This window comes from Mesorhizobium sp. ORM8.1, from assembly GCF_053005525.2.
This window is the reverse complement of record NZ_CM132600.1, coordinates 165,050-183,605: the sequence shown is the minus strand read 5'-3', so window position 1 is coordinate 183,605 and position 18,556 is coordinate 165,050. Positions and strand designations below refer to the sequence as shown.

At 61.4% G+C, this 18,556-nt stretch carries 14 protein-coding genes and 5 pseudogenes; 13 read left to right on the top strand and 6 right to left on the bottom strand.

The features are described 5' to 3' along the window. The first annotated feature begins 363 nt into the window (after positions 1–363). Positions 364–1,812 carry a DEAD/DEAH box helicase gene (locus tag ACVDG8_RS00875; RefSeq protein ID WP_447253017.1) on the top strand — a complete coding sequence of 483 codons (1,449 nt, stop codon included), beginning with the start codon at positions 364–366 and terminating at the stop codon, positions 1,810–1,812. A gap of 61 nt (positions 1,813–1,873) precedes the next feature. Here the strand turns inward: ACVDG8_RS00875 and ACVDG8_RS00870 are convergent, their stop codons facing one another. After that, positions 1,874–2,863, bottom strand: a complete 990-nt coding sequence (locus ACVDG8_RS00870; RefSeq protein ID WP_447253016.1) for an alpha/beta hydrolase — start codon at positions 2,861–2,863, stop codon at positions 1,874–1,876. A 69-nt stretch (positions 2,864–2,932) separates the two neighbouring features. After that, positions 2,933–3,781 (bottom strand): SDR family oxidoreductase, encoded by an 849-nt coding sequence (locus ACVDG8_RS00865; RefSeq protein ID WP_447253015.1) that lies wholly within the window; start codon positions 3,779–3,781, stop codon positions 2,933–2,935. 280 nt (positions 3,782–4,061) lie between these two features. On the opposite strand from ACVDG8_RS00865, the pseudogene ACVDG8_RS00860 reads away from it, so the two are divergent. The 5 genes and pseudogenes from ACVDG8_RS00860 (at position 4,062) to ACVDG8_RS00840 (ending at position 7,978) form a co-directional block, all read left to right on the top strand. Next, positions 4,062–5,095 (top strand): annotated as a pseudogene (locus tag ACVDG8_RS00860) (cysteine synthase A). Continuing rightward, positions 5,095–5,839, top strand: a pseudogene (locus tag ACVDG8_RS00855) (alanyl-tRNA editing protein). Before ACVDG8_RS00860 ends, ACVDG8_RS00855 begins: the two co-directional pseudogenes overlap by 1 nt. A 114-nt stretch (positions 5,840–5,953) precedes the next feature. Beyond that, the gene (gene sseA, locus ACVDG8_RS00850; RefSeq protein WP_447253013.1) at positions 5,954–6,805 is read left to right on the top strand and encodes a 3-mercaptopyruvate sulfurtransferase; all 852 of its coding nucleotides are present in this window, start codon (positions 5,954–5,956) and stop codon (positions 6,803–6,805) included. After that, positions 6,805–7,368 carry a GNAT family N-acetyltransferase gene (locus ACVDG8_RS00845; protein ID WP_447257195.1) on the top strand — a complete coding sequence of 188 codons (564 nt, stop codon included), beginning with the start codon at positions 6,805–6,807 and terminating at the stop codon, positions 7,366–7,368. The genes sseA and ACVDG8_RS00845 overlap by 1 nt, the downstream gene beginning before the upstream one ends. Before the next feature lie 143 nt (positions 7,369–7,511). Then, a pseudogene (locus ACVDG8_RS00840) lies at positions 7,512–7,978 on the top strand (DUF1203 domain-containing protein). A gap of 421 nt (positions 7,979–8,399) precedes the next feature. On the opposite strand, the gene ald reads toward ACVDG8_RS00840, so the two are convergent. After that, a complete protein-coding gene (gene ald, locus ACVDG8_RS00835; RefSeq protein ID WP_447253011.1) occupies positions 8,400–9,518 on the bottom strand; it encodes an alanine dehydrogenase in 1,119 nt (372 codons plus the stop codon). Positions 9,519–9,728: 210 nt separating this feature from the next. Here ald and ACVDG8_RS00830 point away from each other — a divergent pair, with 210 nt between their 5' ends. After that, positions 9,729–10,202: an Lrp/AsnC family transcriptional regulator gene (locus ACVDG8_RS00830; protein WP_371012060.1), complete on the top strand. Its 474-nt coding sequence runs from the start codon at positions 9,729–9,731 to the stop codon at positions 10,200–10,202. 81 nt (positions 10,203–10,283) lie between these two features. Here ACVDG8_RS00830 and ACVDG8_RS00825 read toward each other — a convergent pair whose 3' ends face one another. The 3 genes from ACVDG8_RS00825 to ACVDG8_RS00815 all read right to left on the bottom strand — a co-directional run bounded on the left by ACVDG8_RS00825 (position 10,284) and on the right by ACVDG8_RS00815 (position 12,492). Beyond that, positions 10,284–11,111, bottom strand: coding sequence for a peptidoglycan-binding domain-containing protein (locus tag ACVDG8_RS00825; RefSeq protein WP_455707486.1), 828 nt, complete (start codon positions 11,109–11,111; stop codon positions 10,284–10,286). 2 nt (positions 11,112–11,113) lie between these two features. Further along, positions 11,114–11,740, bottom strand: coding sequence for a hypothetical protein (locus tag ACVDG8_RS00820; protein WP_447253009.1), 627 nt, complete (start codon positions 11,738–11,740; stop codon positions 11,114–11,116). A 104-nt stretch (positions 11,741–11,844) separates the two neighbouring features. After that, positions 11,845–12,492, bottom strand: coding sequence for a 5-formyltetrahydrofolate cyclo-ligase (locus ACVDG8_RS00815; RefSeq protein ID WP_447253008.1), 648 nt, complete (start codon positions 12,490–12,492; stop codon positions 11,845–11,847). A gap of 172 nt (positions 12,493–12,664) precedes the next feature. On the opposite strand from ACVDG8_RS00815, the pseudogene ACVDG8_RS00810 reads away from it, so the two are divergent. The 6 genes and pseudogenes from ACVDG8_RS00810 (at position 12,665) to kdsA (ending at position 18,503) form a co-directional block, all read left to right on the top strand. After that, a pseudogene (locus ACVDG8_RS00810) lies at positions 12,665–13,926 on the top strand (NAD(P)/FAD-dependent oxidoreductase). Between the two features lie 131 nt (positions 13,927–14,057). After that, positions 14,058–16,045, top strand: a pseudogene (locus ACVDG8_RS00805) (bifunctional 2',3'-cyclic-nucleotide 2'-phosphodiesterase/3'-nucleotidase). 66 nt (positions 16,046–16,111) lie between these two features. After that, complete coding sequence (locus tag ACVDG8_RS00800; protein WP_447253006.1) at positions 16,112–16,333, top strand: hypothetical protein; 222 nt, start codon at positions 16,112–16,114, stop codon at positions 16,331–16,333. A gap of 99 nt (positions 16,334–16,432) precedes the next feature. Continuing rightward, the gene (locus tag ACVDG8_RS00795; protein WP_447253005.1) at positions 16,433–16,723 is read left to right on the top strand and encodes a Dabb family protein; all 291 of its coding nucleotides are present in this window, start codon (positions 16,433–16,435) and stop codon (positions 16,721–16,723) included. Between the two features lie 62 nt (positions 16,724–16,785). Next, positions 16,786–17,661, top strand: a complete 876-nt coding sequence (locus ACVDG8_RS00790; RefSeq protein ID WP_447253004.1) for a VOC family protein — start codon at positions 16,786–16,788, stop codon at positions 17,659–17,661. Continuing rightward, positions 17,658–18,503 (top strand): 3-deoxy-8-phosphooctulonate synthase, encoded by an 846-nt coding sequence (gene kdsA / locus ACVDG8_RS00785; RefSeq protein WP_447253003.1) that lies wholly within the window; start codon positions 17,658–17,660, stop codon positions 18,501–18,503. The genes ACVDG8_RS00790 and kdsA overlap by 4 nt, the downstream gene beginning before the upstream one ends. Positions 18,504–18,556: the final 53 nt, after the last annotated feature.

Here is an 18,556-nt window from a genome sequence, read left to right as displayed (position 1 = left end):
AAGGGGGAGCGCAAGCGGCTCACACGCTCTCGTCTTGCTGCACTGCAACATGATACCCCTTGCATTCCGAGGCGAACTCAGCCATATGCAGCCCATAGGCGCTTGGGCCGGGAGATTCCGGCCTTCTCGACAAATGAGACTGGTTGCGTCTGTTTTCCCTCTTTCCGATATATCGGCCCTCATTCCGGTACATCACAAAGTGGCGAAAAGCCCCGTGGCATGATGCTCGCGGGCACGACAGCGCAGCCGAGTGGACGTTATCGTCCGCCCGCCTTGTCGTTTCATATGATTTTTTTTCGACGGCAGGTTGCGCCCTGCCGGCTTCGATGTTTGCGGCCACGGGTCGCGTGAAAGAAGACTATTTTGACCAACGAAAACACTTTGTCCGGTAAGGACACTGGGCCCGGCAACACCGCGGAACTCACCGGTTTCGCCGCGCTGGGAATTACGGGTGCGCTGCTCAAGGCCACCCACAACGCCGGCTTCACCGAGCCGAAGCCGATCCAGATGCAGGCGATCCCGCCGCAGTTGGAAGGCCGCGACATTTTCGGCATCGCCCAGACGGGCTCCGGCAAGACGGCCGCCTTCGCGCTGCCGATCCTGTCGAAGATCATCGCGCTCGGCACCAAGCGGCGCGCCAAGACGACCCGTGCGCTGATCCTGGCGCCGACCCGCGAACTCGCGGTGCAGATCGAGGACACCATCAAGATCCTCGCCAAGGGCGCGCATGTCTCGACGGCACTCGTGCTGGGTGGCGTCTCGCGCTTCAGCCAGGTGAAGAAGGTTGCTCCCGGCGTCGACATCCTCATCGCCACACCTGGACGGTTGACCGACCTGGTGCGCGAGGGCGACCTGATCCTCTCCGACACCAAATGGCTGGTGCTCGACGAGGGCGACCGCATGCTCGACATGGGCTTCATCAACGACGTCAAGCGCATCGCCAAGGCGACCGCGCCTGATCGCCAGACGGCACTGTTCTCGGCCACCATGCCGGACGAGATCGCTGAGCTCGCCAAGGGCCTCTTGAAGAACCCCGTTCGCATCGAAGTCTCGCCGCAAAGCACCGCGGCGGCCGAGATCGTGCAGGGCGTGGTCTTCGCCCGCACCAAGCAGAAGCGCCAAGTGCTGTCCAAGATGCTGGCCGACGAAGCGATGAAATCCGTCATCATCTTTTCGCGCACCAAGCATGGCGCCGACCGGGTGACCAAGGACCTCGAGCGCGATGGCTTCAAGGCGGCCGTCATTCACGGCAACAAGTCGCAGAATGCGCGCCAGAAGGCGCTCAACGATTTCCGCGAGGGCTCGGTGCACATTCTGGTCGCGACCGACATCGCGGCGCGCGGCATCGATGTCCCAGGCATCAGCCATGTCGTGAATTTCGACCTGCCGGACGAGGCTGAAAGCTATGTCCACCGCATCGGCCGTACCGGCCGCAACGGCATGGACGGCATCGCGATCACGCTGTGCGATCCGTCGGAAAACGCCAAGCTGCGCCAAGTGGAACGCATCATCCGCACCAAGCTGCCGATCGTTGCCGACCATCTCGGCAGCCCGGATCCGCAGCGTAATCCGGCTGAAAAGAACGAGCGTCATTTCGAGCCGGCGAACGACCGCGAGCATCATGGCGGCCGACGCGACGGGCGCCGTCCTGCCAATGGCGCCGGCAAGCAGCGCTTTGGCGGCAAGCCCGGTGGCGAGCGCCCGGCCGGCGCGCAGCCGAATGGCGAGCGCAAGCCGGACGGAACCAAGCGCTTCAAGGGCAACAACAAGCGCCGCTTCGGCGGCAAGCGCCCAGCCAACCGGGCAGCCTAAGTCCCAGCAGGGCAAGAGACCAAAAGGAACGGCCGGAGCATTGCTCCGGCCGTTTTTCATTTTATTGGCTTGATTGCTGTTGCATCAATGCCTTCACCCACACCACGATACGCTCGGTGAGGAAGGCCGTTGTCTGCGGCGACAGCGCATCGCCGGCGATGACGTGGTTGTCGGGATCGCCGGTGTCGTCAACCGGTACCAATTCGTGCGGGCCGCCCCAACGTCCTGCGATCTCCCGCGTGCGGTCGGGCCGCACGACCTTGTCGGAATCCGAAAAGATGAACAGGGCAGGGATCGTCGCCTTTTCGACCGGCGCCCCATAGGCAAGATTGGTGAGCGCCGCCATCGGCAGCAGCGCAGCCATCGGATACTTGGTGGTCCAGAGCTTTTCATGCAGCGCATTGTGCGGGGTAAAACTGCGCTCCTTGCCGCCGACAAGCTCGGCGATCTGCTTGCCCCAGGGCATGGTCAGGATCTCGGCGCCGGAGGCCTGGACGCCGAAATTCGGCGAGATGAAAGCGATTGCCGCGACACCATCGGAAGCGCCGGCTTGTGTGGCGGCCCAGGCCGCCAGCGAGCCGCCGGTCGAGGTGGAAATGACGATCACCTTGTCGCCGATCGCCCGGCCGATGGCCAATGCCTCCTCATAGTCGTTGATCCAGGCATTGACGCTGCCCCCGGCCATGGCGGCCCCGTCCTGACCGTGGCCGGTCAGGCGGGTGTAGTAGAGGTTGGCGTCCAATTCATCCGCGACATCGTCCGGCAAAGGACGGACCTCACCCTTCGAGGCGGAAAAGCCATGAACGTAGACGATGGCCAAGGGCGTCTTGGCATGAACCATCGGATTCACCCAGATGATCTCCTTGTCCAGCCCGTCGCGGATGTGAGGCACCGCCGCTTCTTCACGCGCCAGATAGGCTTGCGGATCGTCGCCGATTACCGAAGGGTTGAAACGGATGGTGGTGTCGACAGGCACGCGCGGGCCAAGGAAGAAGCCTGTGACCAGAATGATGGCAAGGCCAAGCACCGCAAGCACGATCCGTCGCCCCATCGCAAACTCCAAGCAATGATTCTCAACCTATGGCCGCCCCAGCAGGCAGGCAATCGCTGTTCCGCCGGCTTATCTCATCTGATCCGGGGACGAGCCTTTTTTCTGCGGCGGCTTGCGATCGAAAAACAACGGCCGCCCCCACCAGCTGGTGGTCAGGCCGATGACGAAGCGGCCGATCGGCCGCGGCAACAGGGCAAGCAGCTTCAAGGGCCAACTTATGTGGTAGGGGAAGGTGACTTCGAAGCCACCTCTTCTGATGCCCCGCGCCATGCGCCTCGAGGCACGGTGCACAGGCATCAGTCCCGGCATCGGCAGCTGATTTTTTTCCGTCAGCGGCGTGTCGACGAAGCCCGGGTTCATAACCTGAACGCGGATATTCATCTTGTCGAAGTCGTATTTGAGCGACTCGGCCAGGATGTTGATCGCCGCCTTGGTGCCGCCATAGGCGGCCGTGGTCGGCCAGCCGGAATAGGCGGTGACCGATCCGACCAGTACGACATGACCGCGGCCGCGCTCCCGCATGCGCTCCACCACGGGCACCACACCATTGACGATGCCGAAATAGTTGACAGCAAAGGAGCGGTGGAAATCGCGCACGACCAGTTTTTCGCCGGGGGTCGAAATGTAGTTGCCGGCGTTGAAGACGGCGAGCACGATCGGCCCCATATCCTGTTCGATCGCGGCGACCGTTTGCGCCATGCCGTGCTCGTCAGTGACGTCGCAAGGAAACGACTTCACATGCCCGGGCATCTGCGCAGTCTCGACGAGCAGCGTGTCGACAGGGTCGTCCGGCAGCGCGGTAACCGCGACAGCGTAGCCTTGATTGGCGAAATCCTTGGCCAACGCGCGACCAAGGCCGCTGCTGGCGCCCGTGATCCAGGCGACACCGTCCTTCGGATTGGCCCGGTAAAGTGTCATGTGATGCTCTGTGAATCTCCGGGCCTGCTTTAGAGCAATTCCAGGAAAAGTGTGAGCGGTTAAGTTCGGCGACTCCGCCGTAACCCTCCGTCCGGGATTGCGTTTAAACAAATACATGGAGCGCTGAAAAAATCGAATGGAAAGAGCACCTATGCGCTGCTTGCTGAAATGATCGCTCGCATTGCAGCGTCCGGAATGCGACTGGACCAGGCAAATTCTTACCTTGAAACCGCGGCGTCCGGTTTCTAGGGTCTCGACGCACCTACACAAGGAACCCTTGATGCCCCGCTCTGTGATCGAAGCTATCGGCAACACGCCTCTGATCAGACTCCACAAGGCTTCGGAAGCGACCGGCTGCGAGATTCTCGGCAAGGCCGAATTCATGAATCCCGGGCAATCGGTCAAGGACCGGGCCGGCCTGTTTATCATCCGCGACGCTGAACAGCGCGGGCTTTTGCAGCCGGGCAGCGTCATCGTCGAAGGCACCGCAGGCAACACCGGCATTGGCCTGACACTGGTGGCCAAGGCGCTTGGTTACCGCACAGTGATCGTCATTCCCGACACCCAGAGCCAAGAGAAAAAGACACGATCAAGCTGCTCGGCGCCGAGCTGATCGAAGTGCCGGCAGTGCCCTACAAGAACCCCAACAACTACATAAAGCTATCGGGCAGGCTTGCCGAGCAGCTGGCGCGGTCGGAGCCGCATGGCGCGATCTGGGCTAACCAGTTCGACAATGTCGCCAACCGCGACGGCCATATCCGCACGACGGCGCAGGAGATCTGGGCCCAGACCAATGGCAAGGTCGACGGTTTCGTCTCCGCCGTCGGTTCGGGCGGCACACTGGCCGGCGTCGCGATGGGGCTCAAGGGCAAGAGCAAGAATATCAAGATCGCGCTCGCCGACCCGCTGGGCGCCGCGCTCTACAGCTTCTACACCAGCGGCGAATTGAGGTCCGACGGAAGCTCGATCACCGAAGGCATCGGCCAGGGCCGCATCACCGCCAATCTCGAAGGTTTTACACCGGACTTGTCCTTCCAGATCCCGGACGAGGAAGCGTTGCCGATCGTCTTCGACCTGATCCAGGAAGAGGGGCTGTGCGTCGGCGGCTCGACAGGCATCAACATTGCCGGCGCCATCCGGCTGGCGCGCGAGCTCGGGCCTGGCCACACCATCGTCACCATGCTTTGCGACTACGGCACGCGCTACCAGTCGAAATTGTTCAATCCCGCCTTCCTGCGCGAGAAGAACCTGCCGGTACCGGGCTGGATGGAAGAGAAGGCCGACATTTCGGTGCCGTTCGAAAAGGTGGCGTGATGGCGCAAAAAACCGAAGCGCTGTTTCGCGACGACGCCTATCTCAAGGCGGCGGATGCCACGGTCGTCGCCATCAACGACCGTGGTGGCATCCTTCTCGACCGCACGATCTTTTATGCCACGTCCGGCGGTCAGCCGGGCGACACCGGGCTTTTCGAGCGCGCCGACGGCAGCCGGATCGCGATTGCCGCCACCATCACCGGCGAGACCAAGGAAGAGATCATCCATGTGCCGGCGCCGGAGCAGGCCTTGCCCGTGATGGGCGAAAAGCTGAAACTCGCAGTCGATTGGCAACGGCGGCACCTCTTGATGCGCATGCACACCGCCTGCCACCTGCTCACCGTCGTCTGTCCGTTTCCGATCACCGGAGCAGCGGTCGCCGAGGACGATAGCCGTGTCGACTTCGATATCCCGGACACCGGCTTCACCAAGGAAGATGTGACGGCCAGGCTGATGGAACTGGTGCGCGCCGATCATCCGGTCTTCACCCGACTGATCACCGACGAGGAACTCGCCGCCAATCCAGGCCTGGTCAAATCCAAGAACGTGCGACCGCCTGTCGGCACCGGCAAGATTCTGCCTGGTCTGCATCGGCGAGAATGCCATCATCGACAGCCAGCCTTGCGGCGGCACGCATGTGAAGAGCACCGGCGAAGTCGGCGAGATCCATATCGGCAAGATCGAAAAGAAGGGCCGCGAGAACCGGCGTTTCCGCATCCGCTTCGGGCCGATGCCGGCGAACTAGAGCAATTCCAAGTATGAAACGGTTTTCCGTCCGGAATTGCGCCAAAACAAACAGATAGAGCGGTTCGACGTTTCCGTGAAACGATGAAGCGCTCTAATCGGGCAGGAGAAAAGAATGGCGCAGGACAGTCCTTTTATCGTCGACGCCGACTGGCTTGAGAAGCGGCTGGGCGAGCCCGGCCTCACCATCATCGACGCCTCCTGGTATCTGCCGGCGCAAAAGCGCGACGCGCGCGCCGAATATGAGGCAGCCCATATCCCCGGCGCCCGCTTCCTCGATCAGGATGCTGTTTCCGATCCCGATTCCAAGCTGCCGCACACTTTGGCGTCGCCGCAATATTTTTCGCAGTATGTCGGCTCGATGGGGGTGTCGGCCGACGACACGATCGTCGTCTATGACGGTCCCGGCCTGTTTTCAGCACCCCGCGCCTGGTGGATGTTCCGCGTCATGGGCGTCTTCCAGGTCTACATCCTGAACGGCGGCTTCGATCGTTGGAAGGCGCAAGGGCGGCCGGTGACGGCGGAACCGACCAGGATCGCGCCCAGTGTCTTCTATGCCGATTTCGACGCAGGCCGGGTGGTCAGCCTCGATGAGATGCGCCGGGTGGTCGGCAGCGGCGCAAGCCAGATCGCCGATGCGCGCTCCGCCGGACGCTTTGCCGGAACAGATCCCGAGCCGCGTGCCGGCGTGCGTTCCGGCCATATGCCTGGCGCCCACAATGTCCCGATCACCGCGCTTGGCGAGAATGGCGAGTTGCTGTCCAAGGACCGCCTGCGCAAAGTGATCGAGGATGCCGGCATTGACCTGTCGAAGCCGGTGGTCACCTCCTGCGGATCGGGCATCACCGCCGCCGCGATCACGCTGGCGCTGGAGACGCTCGGCCACACCGACAACAGGCTTTACGACGGTTCATGGACGGAATGGGGCGGTCTCAGCGACACGCCGGTGGCGACGGGGAGTAAATGATGGAAAACGGTGCGCTGAAGGATATCGAGGTCACGGTCACATTCCTGGAGATGCACGCAGCGCCCGCTGTGTCCCCATCCGTCCCCTACAACCGCCAGATCGCGCTGCTGAAAACGAAAGACATCCCGCTGCATTTCTACCGCTATCTGATGGATCGCGTCGGGCGCAAATGGCATTGGGTCAATGTGCTGCGCTTGAGCGACGAGGAACTCGCAGCCGGGCTGCATCGCGAGGACCGCGACATCAGGGTGCTTTACCTCGACGGCGCACCGGCCGGCTTCTTCGACCTCAAGCCGCATCTGCCCGAAGAAGTCGAGCTCGCCTATTTCGGCATGATGGAGCACGCGTTCGGCCAGGGCATCGGCCGCTGGTTCCTGGGTGCTGCCATCTCGGCCGCCTGGGCGCATGGGCCGAAGCGCGTCACCGTGCAGACCTGCACGCTCGATCATCCGGCGGCGCTGCCGCTCTACCAGAAGCTCGGTTTCACGCCCGTGGCGCAGAAGAAGGAAGTCGTGCATCCGATGACCTTCGTCGAGCGTTCGGCAAGCGTGATGCGGCCCTAGCCACTCAATTCGGCGTGCCGGCCTATGCGTTCGATACTTCGGTTACGGTCAGGAATTTCTGCTTGCGCCGACGCAGCAGGAATCGGGTGGGAGGCGCTGCTCCCAAGGCATAGTTTCCGGTCATCGAAATCGGAGACCTTGCCATGTCGATCCAGTTCAAAGCCTTGCCGACCGAAACTGTTCGCGCCTTGCAGCGGGGAGGGCCCGACGCCTATGGCCGCACGCCTGAACACAGGGTTTCCGACGGCGACGGTGTGCCGTGCCGGCATTGCATGAAGAACGTTGCCGCGGGTGACTCTATCTCATCGTCGCCTACCGGCCATTTCCCGAACTTCAACCCTACGCCGAGACCGGTCCGCTCTTCCTGCATGCCGAGGAATGCGAGCGTGCCGCGGAAGTGGATGCACTGCCGGAGATGCTGGCGAGCAGCGATTATATCGTGCGCGGTTACGGCAAGGACGACCGCATCGTCTATGGCAGCGGCGCCGTCACGCCGACAGGCGAGATCGCCGCGCGGGCGCAGACGCTGTTTGCGCGTGACGACATCGCCTACATCCATGTCCGCTCGGCGCGGAACAACTGCTACCAGTGCCGTATCGACCGGGCCTGATCTCCCAAAAAAGGCCCGCCGATGGTCGGGCGGGCCGTTGGGAAGGTCTGCGACAGAAGCTGTTGGCGAGCGCTGTCCGGGCCGGCTGAGCCGGCACCGGCAAGCAGCTCAGGCCGCCAGGTAACAGTGAGGGTGTAGGCGTCTTCCCGACCGATCGAATGTGAAGCATTTCACATTCAGTGGATAATGCGGGCGGGATCGGGCCAGGCGCATCTCGTCATGACTGTCGTATTCTCGTCGTACTACTGCGCTACACAGTAATCGTTGATGATTAGCCGACCGCGGATGAACCGGCGGCAGGTCGCAACATCGAGGAAGCGGGGCTTTTGCTCCGCTTTTTTGTTTTTAGTTCTCCGGCGCAAGAAAAAGCCCGCCGGAACGAACCGGCGGGCGCGACAGGAGGAAAAGTTCTAGTCGACCGTCAGGCGGCGACCAGCACCACCTTCGGCTCGACCATTTCGTAGCCAAGCGCTTCGGCGACGGCGCGGTTGGTGATCTTGCCCTTATGGACATTGAGGCCGTTGCGCAAATGGTGGTCGTCGACCAGCGCCTTCAGGCCCTTGTCGGCAAGCTGCAGGCCGTAATGCAGCGTCGCGTTGTTCAGCGCATGCGCCGAGGTGACCGGCACGGCGCCCGGCATGTTGGCGACGCAATAGTGGATGACGCCGTCGACCTCATAGGTCGGGTCGGCATGGGTCGTGGCATGCGAGGTTTCGAAGCAGCCGCCCTGGTCGATGGCGACGTCGACCAGCACCGAGCCCTTCTTCATGCCCGACAGCATTTCGCGGGTCACCAGCTTGGGCGCCGCGGCACCAGGGATCAGCACGGCGCCGATGACGACATCGGCCGAGAAGCATTCTTCTTCCAGCGCCTCGACGGTCGAGTAGCGGGTGTGGACGCGGCCGCCAAAGATGTCGTCGAGCTGGCGCAGGCGCGGGATCGAACGGTCGATGATGGTGACGTCGGCGCCGAGGCCGGCCGCCATCTTGGCCGCATGCAGGCCGACGACGCCGCCGCCGAGCACGGTGACTTTGCCGGGCAGCACGCCGGGCACACCGCCGAGCAGCACGCCGCGACCGCCATGGGCCTTCTGCAGCGCGGTCGCGCCGGCCTGGATCGACAGGCGGCCGGCGACTTCCGACATCGGCGCCAGCAACGGCAAGCCGCCGCGATCGTCGGTCACGGTCTCGTAAGCGACGGCGGTGACGCCCGAAGCGAGCAGGCCCTTGGTCTGCTCCGGATCCGGAGCCAGGTGCAGATAGGTGTAGAGGATCTGGCCGTCGCGCAGCTGCACCCATTCATCGGGCTGCGGCTCCTTGACCTTGACGATCATGTCAGACTTGGCGAACACATCGGCCGCGGTCTTGGCGATGGTGGCGCCGGCAGCGCGATAGGCGTTGTCGTCAGCGCCGATGCCGGCGCCGGCGCCGGTCTCGACCAGCACTTCATGGCCGTGCGCGACATATTCGCGGACCGAGCCGGGCGTCAGGCCGACGCGGTATTCATGGTTCTTGATTTCCTTGGGGCAGCCGACGCGCATTTTGTTCTCCTGTACGGCCCTTTAAAGGGCACTCTCCCTGTCATTCGACATGCCGTCAGCCTCGAAACCGCCACGCGATTTCGGGCGACACGCAGTAAGCGCAGTCAACCATGAATCGTTCCGTATGTGTTTGCGAATGCACTTGCGGCAGGAGCCGGTCTTCGTTAATCGTTGCGTAAAAGGTCACCAAATTCGCAGGAATCACGAAGAATGCCGCTCGACAGGATTGATATCGCCATTCTGGAGACTCTGCAGAAGGATGGCCGGATACCCAACGCGGCGCTTGCCGAGAAGGTCGGGTTGTCGCAATCGGCTTGCTCACGCCGGCTCGATAATCTGGAGAAAGCCGGCACCATCCGCGGCTATCACGCCAGGCTTTCCAACGCAGCACTAGGCCATCAGATGACGGCGATCGTGCATATATCTTTGTCAGGCCAGTTCGAGAAGACGCTGTCGGATTTCGAGGCGGCGATCAAGCGCTGTCCGAATGTGCTGTCCTGCCACCTGATGTCGGGCGAATACGATTACATCCTGCGCATCGCGGCCAAGGATCTCGTCGATTATGAGCGCATCCACAAGGAATGGCTGTCGGCGATGCCGCATGTGACGAAAATCAACTCGTCCTTCGCGTTGCGCGAGATCGTCGATCGCACAGCAGTGGGATTGCGGCCGGAAATGGCCTGAATGCACAGAGCCTTGAGGCAACTCCAATGCCGAGGGCAAAAAGATAGAGGCGAGGCGCACCTCAATAGGAATCCATATCCCTCAAGTATTCGGCTTGACGACCAGATTCTCGAATGGAACGACCGCAACGTCAGGTAATGTGTAGCCTGCGCCTCCGGGCAGGCGACCCATCGTTTGCCATCCGACAATGCCGTCGGTAGGTAGCCCACGAGACTTTTGAAACTCGACGACTGCCTTCTTGGCAAACGGTGACAACCGGATTTCGCTGTCAAATGTTGCGTTGGGGTTCTTGGGTTTCAAAAACGTATCAATGGCATCGCTGTCGGGGAGCTGAGAGATGGCATAGCTCGCCGTTCCTGCAAGCGCTATCTCAGCGAAAGTGTTCGCCTCGTCCTTGCGACCTGCCGATCGATATTGGTTGGCGAGCTGCGAACTGAGCTTCGCGGCAGCCCCCCACTGCTCACTAGCGACCGCCTCTCTCAGTTCTGCGAAAACAGGTTCGTAGCCTTGGGGAACAACCCATCCATCGGGAATCTGTCCACTGAGAAAACGTTCTGTGTTCTTCGAAATTCCGGAGGGCGTAAGCAGAAACACGATCTGTCCGGTTATCCGACAAGACTCCCAACGCAGACGACCTTGCGGAAAGCGTATGGGAAGCAAAGCTTCCACTCGATATTGTACATCGGCCGAACAGACAGCCTCCGGTATGGCAGCCTTTCCTTCGTCATCCGTATCGGTAATCAATTGCTCCGAGGTCGAGGCAGTCTTCCTGTATATGTGAGCCGGCACCCCAACGGACGGTTTGCCGTTCGTCATCACAGCGATCGAAACAGTAATCGTTTTTGCTGACGCAACGTCACTTAAAATCACAAACAAAAGAGACGTTATTAAAGAAAGCCGCGAAATCATTATCATCCCCTAGTTATTTTAAGGTTGATATCCTGCGCCGCCTTTTGACTACCAGAGGTATTTGCATTCTTGTATGATATAAATATTATAACACAGCAAAGTACCCACAAAGCGGATACGATTCCCAAAAAATTGTTGGCAAGAATCGTGTCCAGGGACCAGCTTCTTACCAACTTTAAATCAATTTTTTGATCTTCCTTTTTACTTTGGAAATAGAGTACTGGTTCCACATCTTTCGACCTAAGAACAGCTCGTATTTCAAATGCCGTGCCGGCTGGCAGGTCGATCTTTTGAGCTATGCTGAGCGAATTAGGCAAGATGCCCTCGGTCATAGCCCAGGGTGGCACTTTCAACATCTGCGCATAGGTATTTATGTCGGATCCCGGGGTACCAAAGCATTCATCGTCGCCAGGGCAGTCAAGTCCCAAAGTGACATCAGATATTCTAACTTTTGGAGACACATTCGTGAAGCGGTATACCATATATGGCGGCGAAGCATCGCGGCCATTTTCACTTGTCTCATAGCGCAGATACGGCGTGGTGCTTATGTGTTCGTAATACGTAGACAGAACCCACGTAATTACCGACATTAAAACCGTAATGACGTAAGGCGCCGATGTACCAAACATCTTATATTCCCCCAACGTCCAAATCTATCAAGATCGGAGACTGGGTGCAAAGCAAATCTTGGCCAATCAAAAAAGGCACAAGAGCCAGCCAGTAGCTCTCGGCCCTAAACCTCCGTCACCACCTCGCTCATCGGGATGTCGTGCGGCTGCGGATAGATGGTTGGAATGCGCTGCAAGTCGTAACCGACGCCGATGACCAATGGCCTGAATGGCATGGCGGCCAGCGTTCGGTCGAAGAAACCGCCACCATAGCCCAGACGATAATTGCCGGGATCGATGCCGACGATCGGTGAAATGACGATGTCCGGCAGCACCGGTTCACCTTCGGCAGGGATCGGAATGTTCCACACACCTTTGTCCAAACGGTCGCCCGGCTTGTAGGCCCGGAACACCAAAGGCTGGCCTTTCTCGATCACCACGGGTAGGGCGGTGCGCCCGCCGCGCGCATTGACCGCCGCCATCCAGCCGCGCAAATCCGGCTCGCCGCGAAACGGCCAGTAGAGGCTGACCATGCGGCCGGCGATGTCGCCGATTCGTGCGTCGAGACCTTCGGCAATACGCGTCGACATGGCCGCGCGGACATCCGCCGAGACCGCAAGCCGAGCGCCGATCAATCTCTCGCGTTCCGCCTTGCGCCAGCGCCGGACATCGGCCCATTCGGTGAGCGGGGCCCGGTATTCCGGATCGAGCTCATGCATGAAACAGGGTGGCGAAGCGTATTGCGCCGGGTCGTCGTCGAGATTGTCGGCCATGCTTGGCTCCCATGGTTTCATTTCACGCTATACCTGCCTTTGTCCCGGCGACATGTGCATTCACGACGCCGCGCGACGACTCCGAGGCATAGGTCTCGCTCGCCGCGACGTTGTTGCAGCGCACAAAAATACCTACATAAATGTGGTACTTTTTATGCCGCGAGGTGGGATGATGAGCGAAAACAGGCATCATGTCGTCGTTGTAGGCGCGGGGTTCGGCGGCCTCGAACTGACCCGCGCACTGAACGGTGCGCCGGTACGCATCACCATGATCGACAAGCGCAACCACCATCTGTTCCAGCCGCTGCTCTACCAAGTGGCGACCACATCGCTCGCCACCTCGGAGGTCGCCTGGCCGATCCGTCACCTGCTGCGCAAGCGCAAGGATGTAACCACGCTGCTTGGCACCGTCACCAGCGTCGACCGCGCCGGCAAACGCGTCCTGCTCGAGGACGGCAGTTCGATAGGCTACGACACGCTGGTGCTCGCTACCGGCGCCCGCCACGCCTATTTCGGCCATGACGAATGGGAGCCGTTCGCGCCAGGGCTGAAGACGCTCGAGGATGCCACGACGATCCGCCGCCGCATCCTGCTCGCCTTCGAGCAGGCGGAGCGCGAGACCGATCCCGCCAGGCGCCAGGCGCTGCTGACGCTGGTCATCGTCGGCGGCGGGCCGACCGGCGTCGAGCTTGCCGGCACCATCACCGAACTCGCGCATGACACGCTGCGCGGCGAGTTCCGCAACATCGACACGCGCCAGGCGCGTGTGGTGCTGGTCGAGGCCGGCGACCGCATCCTGGCCAATTTCGCACCACAGCTATCCGCTTACGCAAAGGCGTCGCTGGAACGGCTTGGCGTCACGGTGGAGCTCGGCCGACCTGTCACAAAGCTCGACGCGGAGGGTGTCGTCTTCGGCGACACATCTGCCGGCACGCACGATCCTGTGGGCCGCCGGTGTTGCCGCTTCGCCCGCGGGAGAGTGGTTAAAGGCACCGGTCGATCGCGCGGGCAGGGTGCTGGTCGAGCCCGATCTCACCGTGCCAGGCAGCCCGGAGATCTTCGTCATCGGCGACACCGCGCATGTCTTGCGGCCGGATGGCAAGCCTGTGCCGGGCGTGGCGCCTTCCGCCAAGCAGGAGGGCAAGCATGTTGCGGCGACGATCAAGGCGCGGCTTGCCGGCGATATCGCAGCCCGTCCTTTCCGCTACAAGCACGCCGGCGACCTGGCGACCATCGGCAAGCGGGCGGCCGCGATCGACTTCGGCTGGATCAAGCTCACCGGCTGGCTCGCCTGGTGGCTCTGGGGCATCGCGCACATCTATTTCCTGATCGATTTCCGCAATCGCCTGGCGGTTTCGCTTAGCTGGCTATGGATCTATTTTACCGGCCAGCGCAGCGCGGCTGATCACCCAGGGCGACGACGACAAGAGCTGACAGGCTCGGCTTCATCGCGGCGTCACCTTGTCGTGATCGAAAGGGTTTCCGTACGCATGGACTCGAAGGACCTCTAGCGCGATGCTCCGTGCCGGGGCAGGGGTTGGTGTGTTGTCGAAGAGGAGAGAACGATGTCACCACTGCCCATCTCCAGTCGCGAATTCTCCCGCCGGGAATTCCTGGCCGGCGCCGCCGCGAGCGGCGCGCTGATCATGCTGCATCCGTTCTCCGCCCGCGCCGCGACCAATCAGGCGCATCTGAGAATCATGGAAACGACCGATATCCATGTGAATGTGCTGCCCTATGACTACTACGCCGACAAAGCGAACGACACGATGGGCCTGTCGCGCACCGCCTCGCTCATCGATGCGGTGCGCAAGGAAGCCACCAATGCGATGCTGATCGACAATGGCGACCTTTTGCAGGGCAACCCGATGGGCGACTACATCGCTTATGAGAAAGGCCTCAAGGATGGCGACCTGCATCCGATCATGAAGGGCATGAACCTGCTCGGCTACGAATGCTCGACGCTCGGCAATCACGAATTCAACTACGGCCTGCCCTTCCTCGACAAGGTGCTGGCCGGTGCCAATTCCCCTTCGTCTGCGCCAATTTGATCCGCGGCACGACGCTTGCCGCCAACCCGCGCGACGACAAGCTCTATCTCAAGCCCTATGTCATCCTCGAAAGGAAGATCAAGGACGGTTCCGGCGCCGAACAGCCGATCAAGATCGGCGTCATAGGTTTCGTGCCGCCGCAGATCATGGTCTGGGACCTGAAGAACCTGGAAGGCAATGTCCAGACGCGCGACATCGTCGAGGCTGCCAAGGCCTGGGTGCCGCAGATCAAGGAGGAGGGCGCCGACATCGTCATTGCGCTCTCGCATTCGGGCATCGACGTCAAGCAGGGCGATAAGATGGAGAACGCCTCGTTCTTCGTCGCCGGCGTCGAGGGCATTGATGCCGTCTTCACCGGCCACCAGCACCTGGTCTTCCCTGGCAAGAAGGATTTCCAGGCGCTTGCGGGCGTCGACACCGAGAAAGGCACGTTGCAGGGCAAGCCGGCGGTGATGGGCGGCTTCTGGGGCTCGCATATGGGCCTGATCGACCTGTTGCTGGAGCGCGACGGCTCGAAATGGCGCGTGGTTTCGGCGACCTCGGAGGCGCGTCCGATTTATGAGCGGGCCGACAACAAGAACAAGCCGACCGTTGCGGACGACAAGCGCATCATCGCCGCGCTCGAGCAGGATCATCAGGCAACGCTCGCCTATGTGCGCCGTCCGGTCGGCAAGACATCGGCGCCGCTTTATTCTTATTTCGCCCTGGTCGCCGACGATCCGTCGGTGCAGATCGTCAACCAGGCGCAGAGCTGGTACCTCAAGGACATCTTGAAGAGTACCGAGTGGAAGGACGTGCCGCTGCTGTCGGCGGCAGCGCCCTTCAAGGCCGGCGGGCGCAACGGCGCCGACTATTATACCGACGTCCCGGTAGGCGATATTGCCATCAAGAACGTCGCCGACCTCTACCTCTATCCGAACACTGTGCGTGCGGTCGAAATCACCGGAGGTGAAGTCAAGGAATGGTTGGAGATGTCGGCCGGCATTTTCAACCGGATCGAGCCTGGCAAGGCCGATCAGGCGCTGATCAACACCGAGTTCCCATCCTATAATTTCGATGTGATCGACGGTATCACTTACAGGATCGATCTGTCGCAGCCGCCGAAATATGATTCGAAGGGCGGCATCGCCAATGCCGGCTCCAGCCGCATCGTCGACTTGAGTTTCAACGGAAAGCCGATTGATCCGGCAGCGAAATTCGTCGTCGCCACCAACAATTACCGCGCTGGCGGTGGTGGCAATTTCCCCGACATCAATGCCTCGAAGATCATCTACGAAGCGCCGGACACCAACCGCGATGTGATCGTGCGCTTCGTCATCAGCCAGGGCACCATCAATCCGTCGGCCGACGACAATTGGTCGTTTACACCACTGCTGGGAACCAGTGTCGTCTTCGAGACCGGACCGAAGGCCAAGGACTTCATCGACCAGGTGAAAACCCTGAAGATAGAAGCCGCGGGCGACGGCGACGCGGGATTTGCCAAATACCGCATCACGCTTTGAAGCTTCGTGCCCACATCGTCTCACGAGCATGTGGTTTGCGGCCTGCCACGTCGTCGGAGGCCCGCTTTGGTTAAGGCCGGGCGGCCCGGTAAAAAAGCCGTGGAGTGGAACACCCGCTCTGGCCCCGACGGCCTGCATACGATAGTTTTAGCTATGCGTTATGTGATCGTCATCGCCGCCATCGCCTTTTTCCTGATCTGGGATGGCCTCTACAACCATGGCTACTACCTGGATCAGACGGTGAGGCAGATGTCGCGGATCGTGCGCACCGTCACCGGAGCGGTCTGAGCTGCGGGCATCTCCGTATCGCGGGCGCGACATCGTTGCCGGTTGACGCTTGCGTGTTGCTCCCACAAGAAAGCTGAATTGACGATCAAGGAGGCTGGGTTGATCCGGCACATCGTTTTCTTCAGCGTGCGGCGCAAGGAAGATGTCGAGGCCGTGCAGACAGGTCTGCAGGCTCTCGGCAACATCCCGCATTCGAGCCATTTCGAAGTGACGCTCAACACCAAGGTCGACCTGTTCTCCAACGCGATCGACGTTGTCGTCTATGCCGAATTCGAGGATGAGGCGGCCCTTGCGGCTTACAAGGCGCATCCGACCTATGCGGAGACGACCAACAAGGTGAAACCGCTGCGCGAGCTCCGCTATTCGGCGGATGTGGTCGCCGCCGCTTGAGGTCGCCGATCCATCTCAGTTGCACTTGAACCGCCGGCAGGAATGAGGCACACCGCGCCGGCATGACCAAAACATCACCTCATCCGCTCGACCATCTGGTGCTGCCGACCGGAAGCCTTGATGTCGCGCGCTCACGTCTGACCGCGCTCGGCTTTGTCGTCGCGCCGGTTGGCGTTCATCCTTTCGGCACCGAGAACGCCTGCGTCTTTTTCGCCGACGGCACCTATCTTGAGCCGCTTGCCATCGGCAACGAACAGGTGGCGGACCGGGCAATAGGCGAGGGCAACGTCTTCGTCGGGCGCGACCGCCTTTACCGCCAGAACCTTGGCGAAGAAGGCTTCTCCGCTGTCGCGCTCGGTACCGGCAACGCCGATGCCGACCACGCGCGCTATCTGGAGGCCGGCCTGTCGGCAGGCAACATGCTGAGCTTCTCGCGGACCTTTGCCGATGCAAACGGCAAGAGCGACCTAGCATCCTTCAAGCTCACCTTCTGCGCCAGCAAGGATGCCGACGATGCCTTCCTCTTCGCCTGCCAGCGCATCAACGCGCCAAGCATTGACCGAACGGCCCTGCAGGCGCATGTCAATGGCGTCACCGGCATCGTGGAAATCGTCGCTGTCAGCGACAGGTCGTCCGCGCAGATCGGATTGATCGCGACCGCTGCCGGCGCGAGCGTAACCAACGGCGACGCGGTGCGGCTGCCGAATGCGATGCTCAGCGTGCTCTCGCCCCAAGATTATAGAGCGCGCTTCGGCCTGCCGGCCGCGCCATCGCCGGATATGCGCTTCGCGGCCGTTGTTTTCTCGGTCCGCGACAACGCCGCCGCCAAGCGTGTGCTTGCGAACAGCGCAATCGAACACGACATGAGCGGCAACGATATCGCCGTGCCGGCGGCGCCCGGACAGGGCGCCGCCTTTATCTTTCGGGAGATTCCATGAGCAAGCCCCTGGCCCCTAATTCGTCCGTCACCGTCGGCAATGTCGTCTTCGCCAACAGCGCGCCGCTGTCGCTGATTGCCGGACCCTGCCAGCTTGAATCGCGCCAGCATGCCTTCGACATGGCTGGCGCCCTGAAAGAGTTGACGGATCGGCTGGGCATCGGCCTCGTCTACAAGACCAGCTATGACAAAGCCAACCGTACCTCGCTGTCGGCGACGCGCGGCGCCGGGCTCGATGCGGCCATGCCGATCTTCGACGATCTGCGCAAGGAGTTCGGCCTGCCGGTGCTGACCGATGTGCACACCGAGGAGCAATGCGCGATCGTCGCTCCGCATGTCGATGTTCTGCAGATCCCGGCCTTCCTGTCGCGGCAGACCGACATGCTGGTGGCCGCGGCCAAGACCGGCAAGGTCATCAATGTGAAGAAGGGGCAGTTCCTGGCGCCCTGGGACATGAAGAACGTAGTCGCCAAGATCACCGGCTCCGGCAATCTCAATGTGTTGACCACGGAGCGCGGCGCCTCCTTCGGCTACAACACGCTGGTGTCCGACATGCGCGCGCTGCCGATCATGGCCGAGATCGGTGCTCCGGTGATTTTCGACGCCACCCATTCGGTCCAGCAGCCGGGCGGGCAGGGCGGTTCCTCCGGCGGTGAGCGCCGCTTTGTCGAGACGCTCGCCCGCGCGGCGGTCGCCGTCGGCGTTGCCGGCGTCTTCATCGAAACCCATCAGGACCCGGACAACTCGACGTCTTCCGACGGCCCCAACATGTTGCCCCTCAAGGACATGCCGGCGCTGCTGGAAACGCTGATCGCCTTCGACCGTATCGCCAAGGGGCACTGACCCGGGCGCTTCACGCGGATCCTGCGCCGGCTTGTGAATGGGCCAAGCCGGCA

Bases quoted from the DNA above. Each gene is read 5' to 3' on its own strand.
- ACVDG8_RS00865 (WP_447253015.1), bottom strand. From the start codon at position 3,781: ATGACACTTTACCGGGCCAATCCGAAGGACGGTGTCGCCTGGATCACG.
- ald (WP_447253011.1), bottom strand. From the start codon at position 9,518: ATGCGCGTCGGCTGCCCCAAGGAAATCAAGAACCATGAATACCGCGTC.
- ACVDG8_RS00790 (WP_447253004.1), top strand. From the start codon at position 16,786: ATGACCAAAACATCACCTCATCCGCTCGACCATCTGGTGCTGCCGACC.
- sseA (WP_447253013.1), top strand. From the start codon at position 5,954: ATGGCGCAGGACAGTCCTTTTATCGTCGACGCCGACTGGCTTGAGAAG.
- ACVDG8_RS00830 (WP_371012060.1), top strand. From the start codon at position 9,729: ATGCCGCTCGACAGGATTGATATCGCCATTCTGGAGACTCTGCAGAAG.
- ACVDG8_RS00815 (WP_447253008.1), bottom strand. From the start codon at position 12,492: ATGGCCGACAATCTCGACGACGACCCGGCGCAATACGCTTCGCCACCC.
- kdsA (WP_447253003.1), top strand. From the start codon at position 17,658: ATGAGCAAGCCCCTGGCCCCTAATTCGTCCGTCACCGTCGGCAATGTC.
- ACVDG8_RS00845 (WP_447257195.1), top strand. From the start codon at position 6,805: ATGGAAAACGGTGCGCTGAAGGATATCGAGGTCACGGTCACATTCCTG.
- ACVDG8_RS00825 (WP_455707486.1), bottom strand. From the start codon at position 11,111: ATGATTTCGCGGCTTTCTTTAATAACGTCTCTTTTGTTTGTGATTTTA.
- ACVDG8_RS00870 (WP_447253016.1), bottom strand. From the start codon at position 2,863: ATGGGGCGACGGATCGTGCTTGCGGTGCTTGGCCTTGCCATCATTCTG.
- ACVDG8_RS00820 (WP_447253009.1), bottom strand. From the start codon at position 11,740: ATGTTTGGTACATCGGCGCCTTACGTCATTACGGTTTTAATGTCGGTA.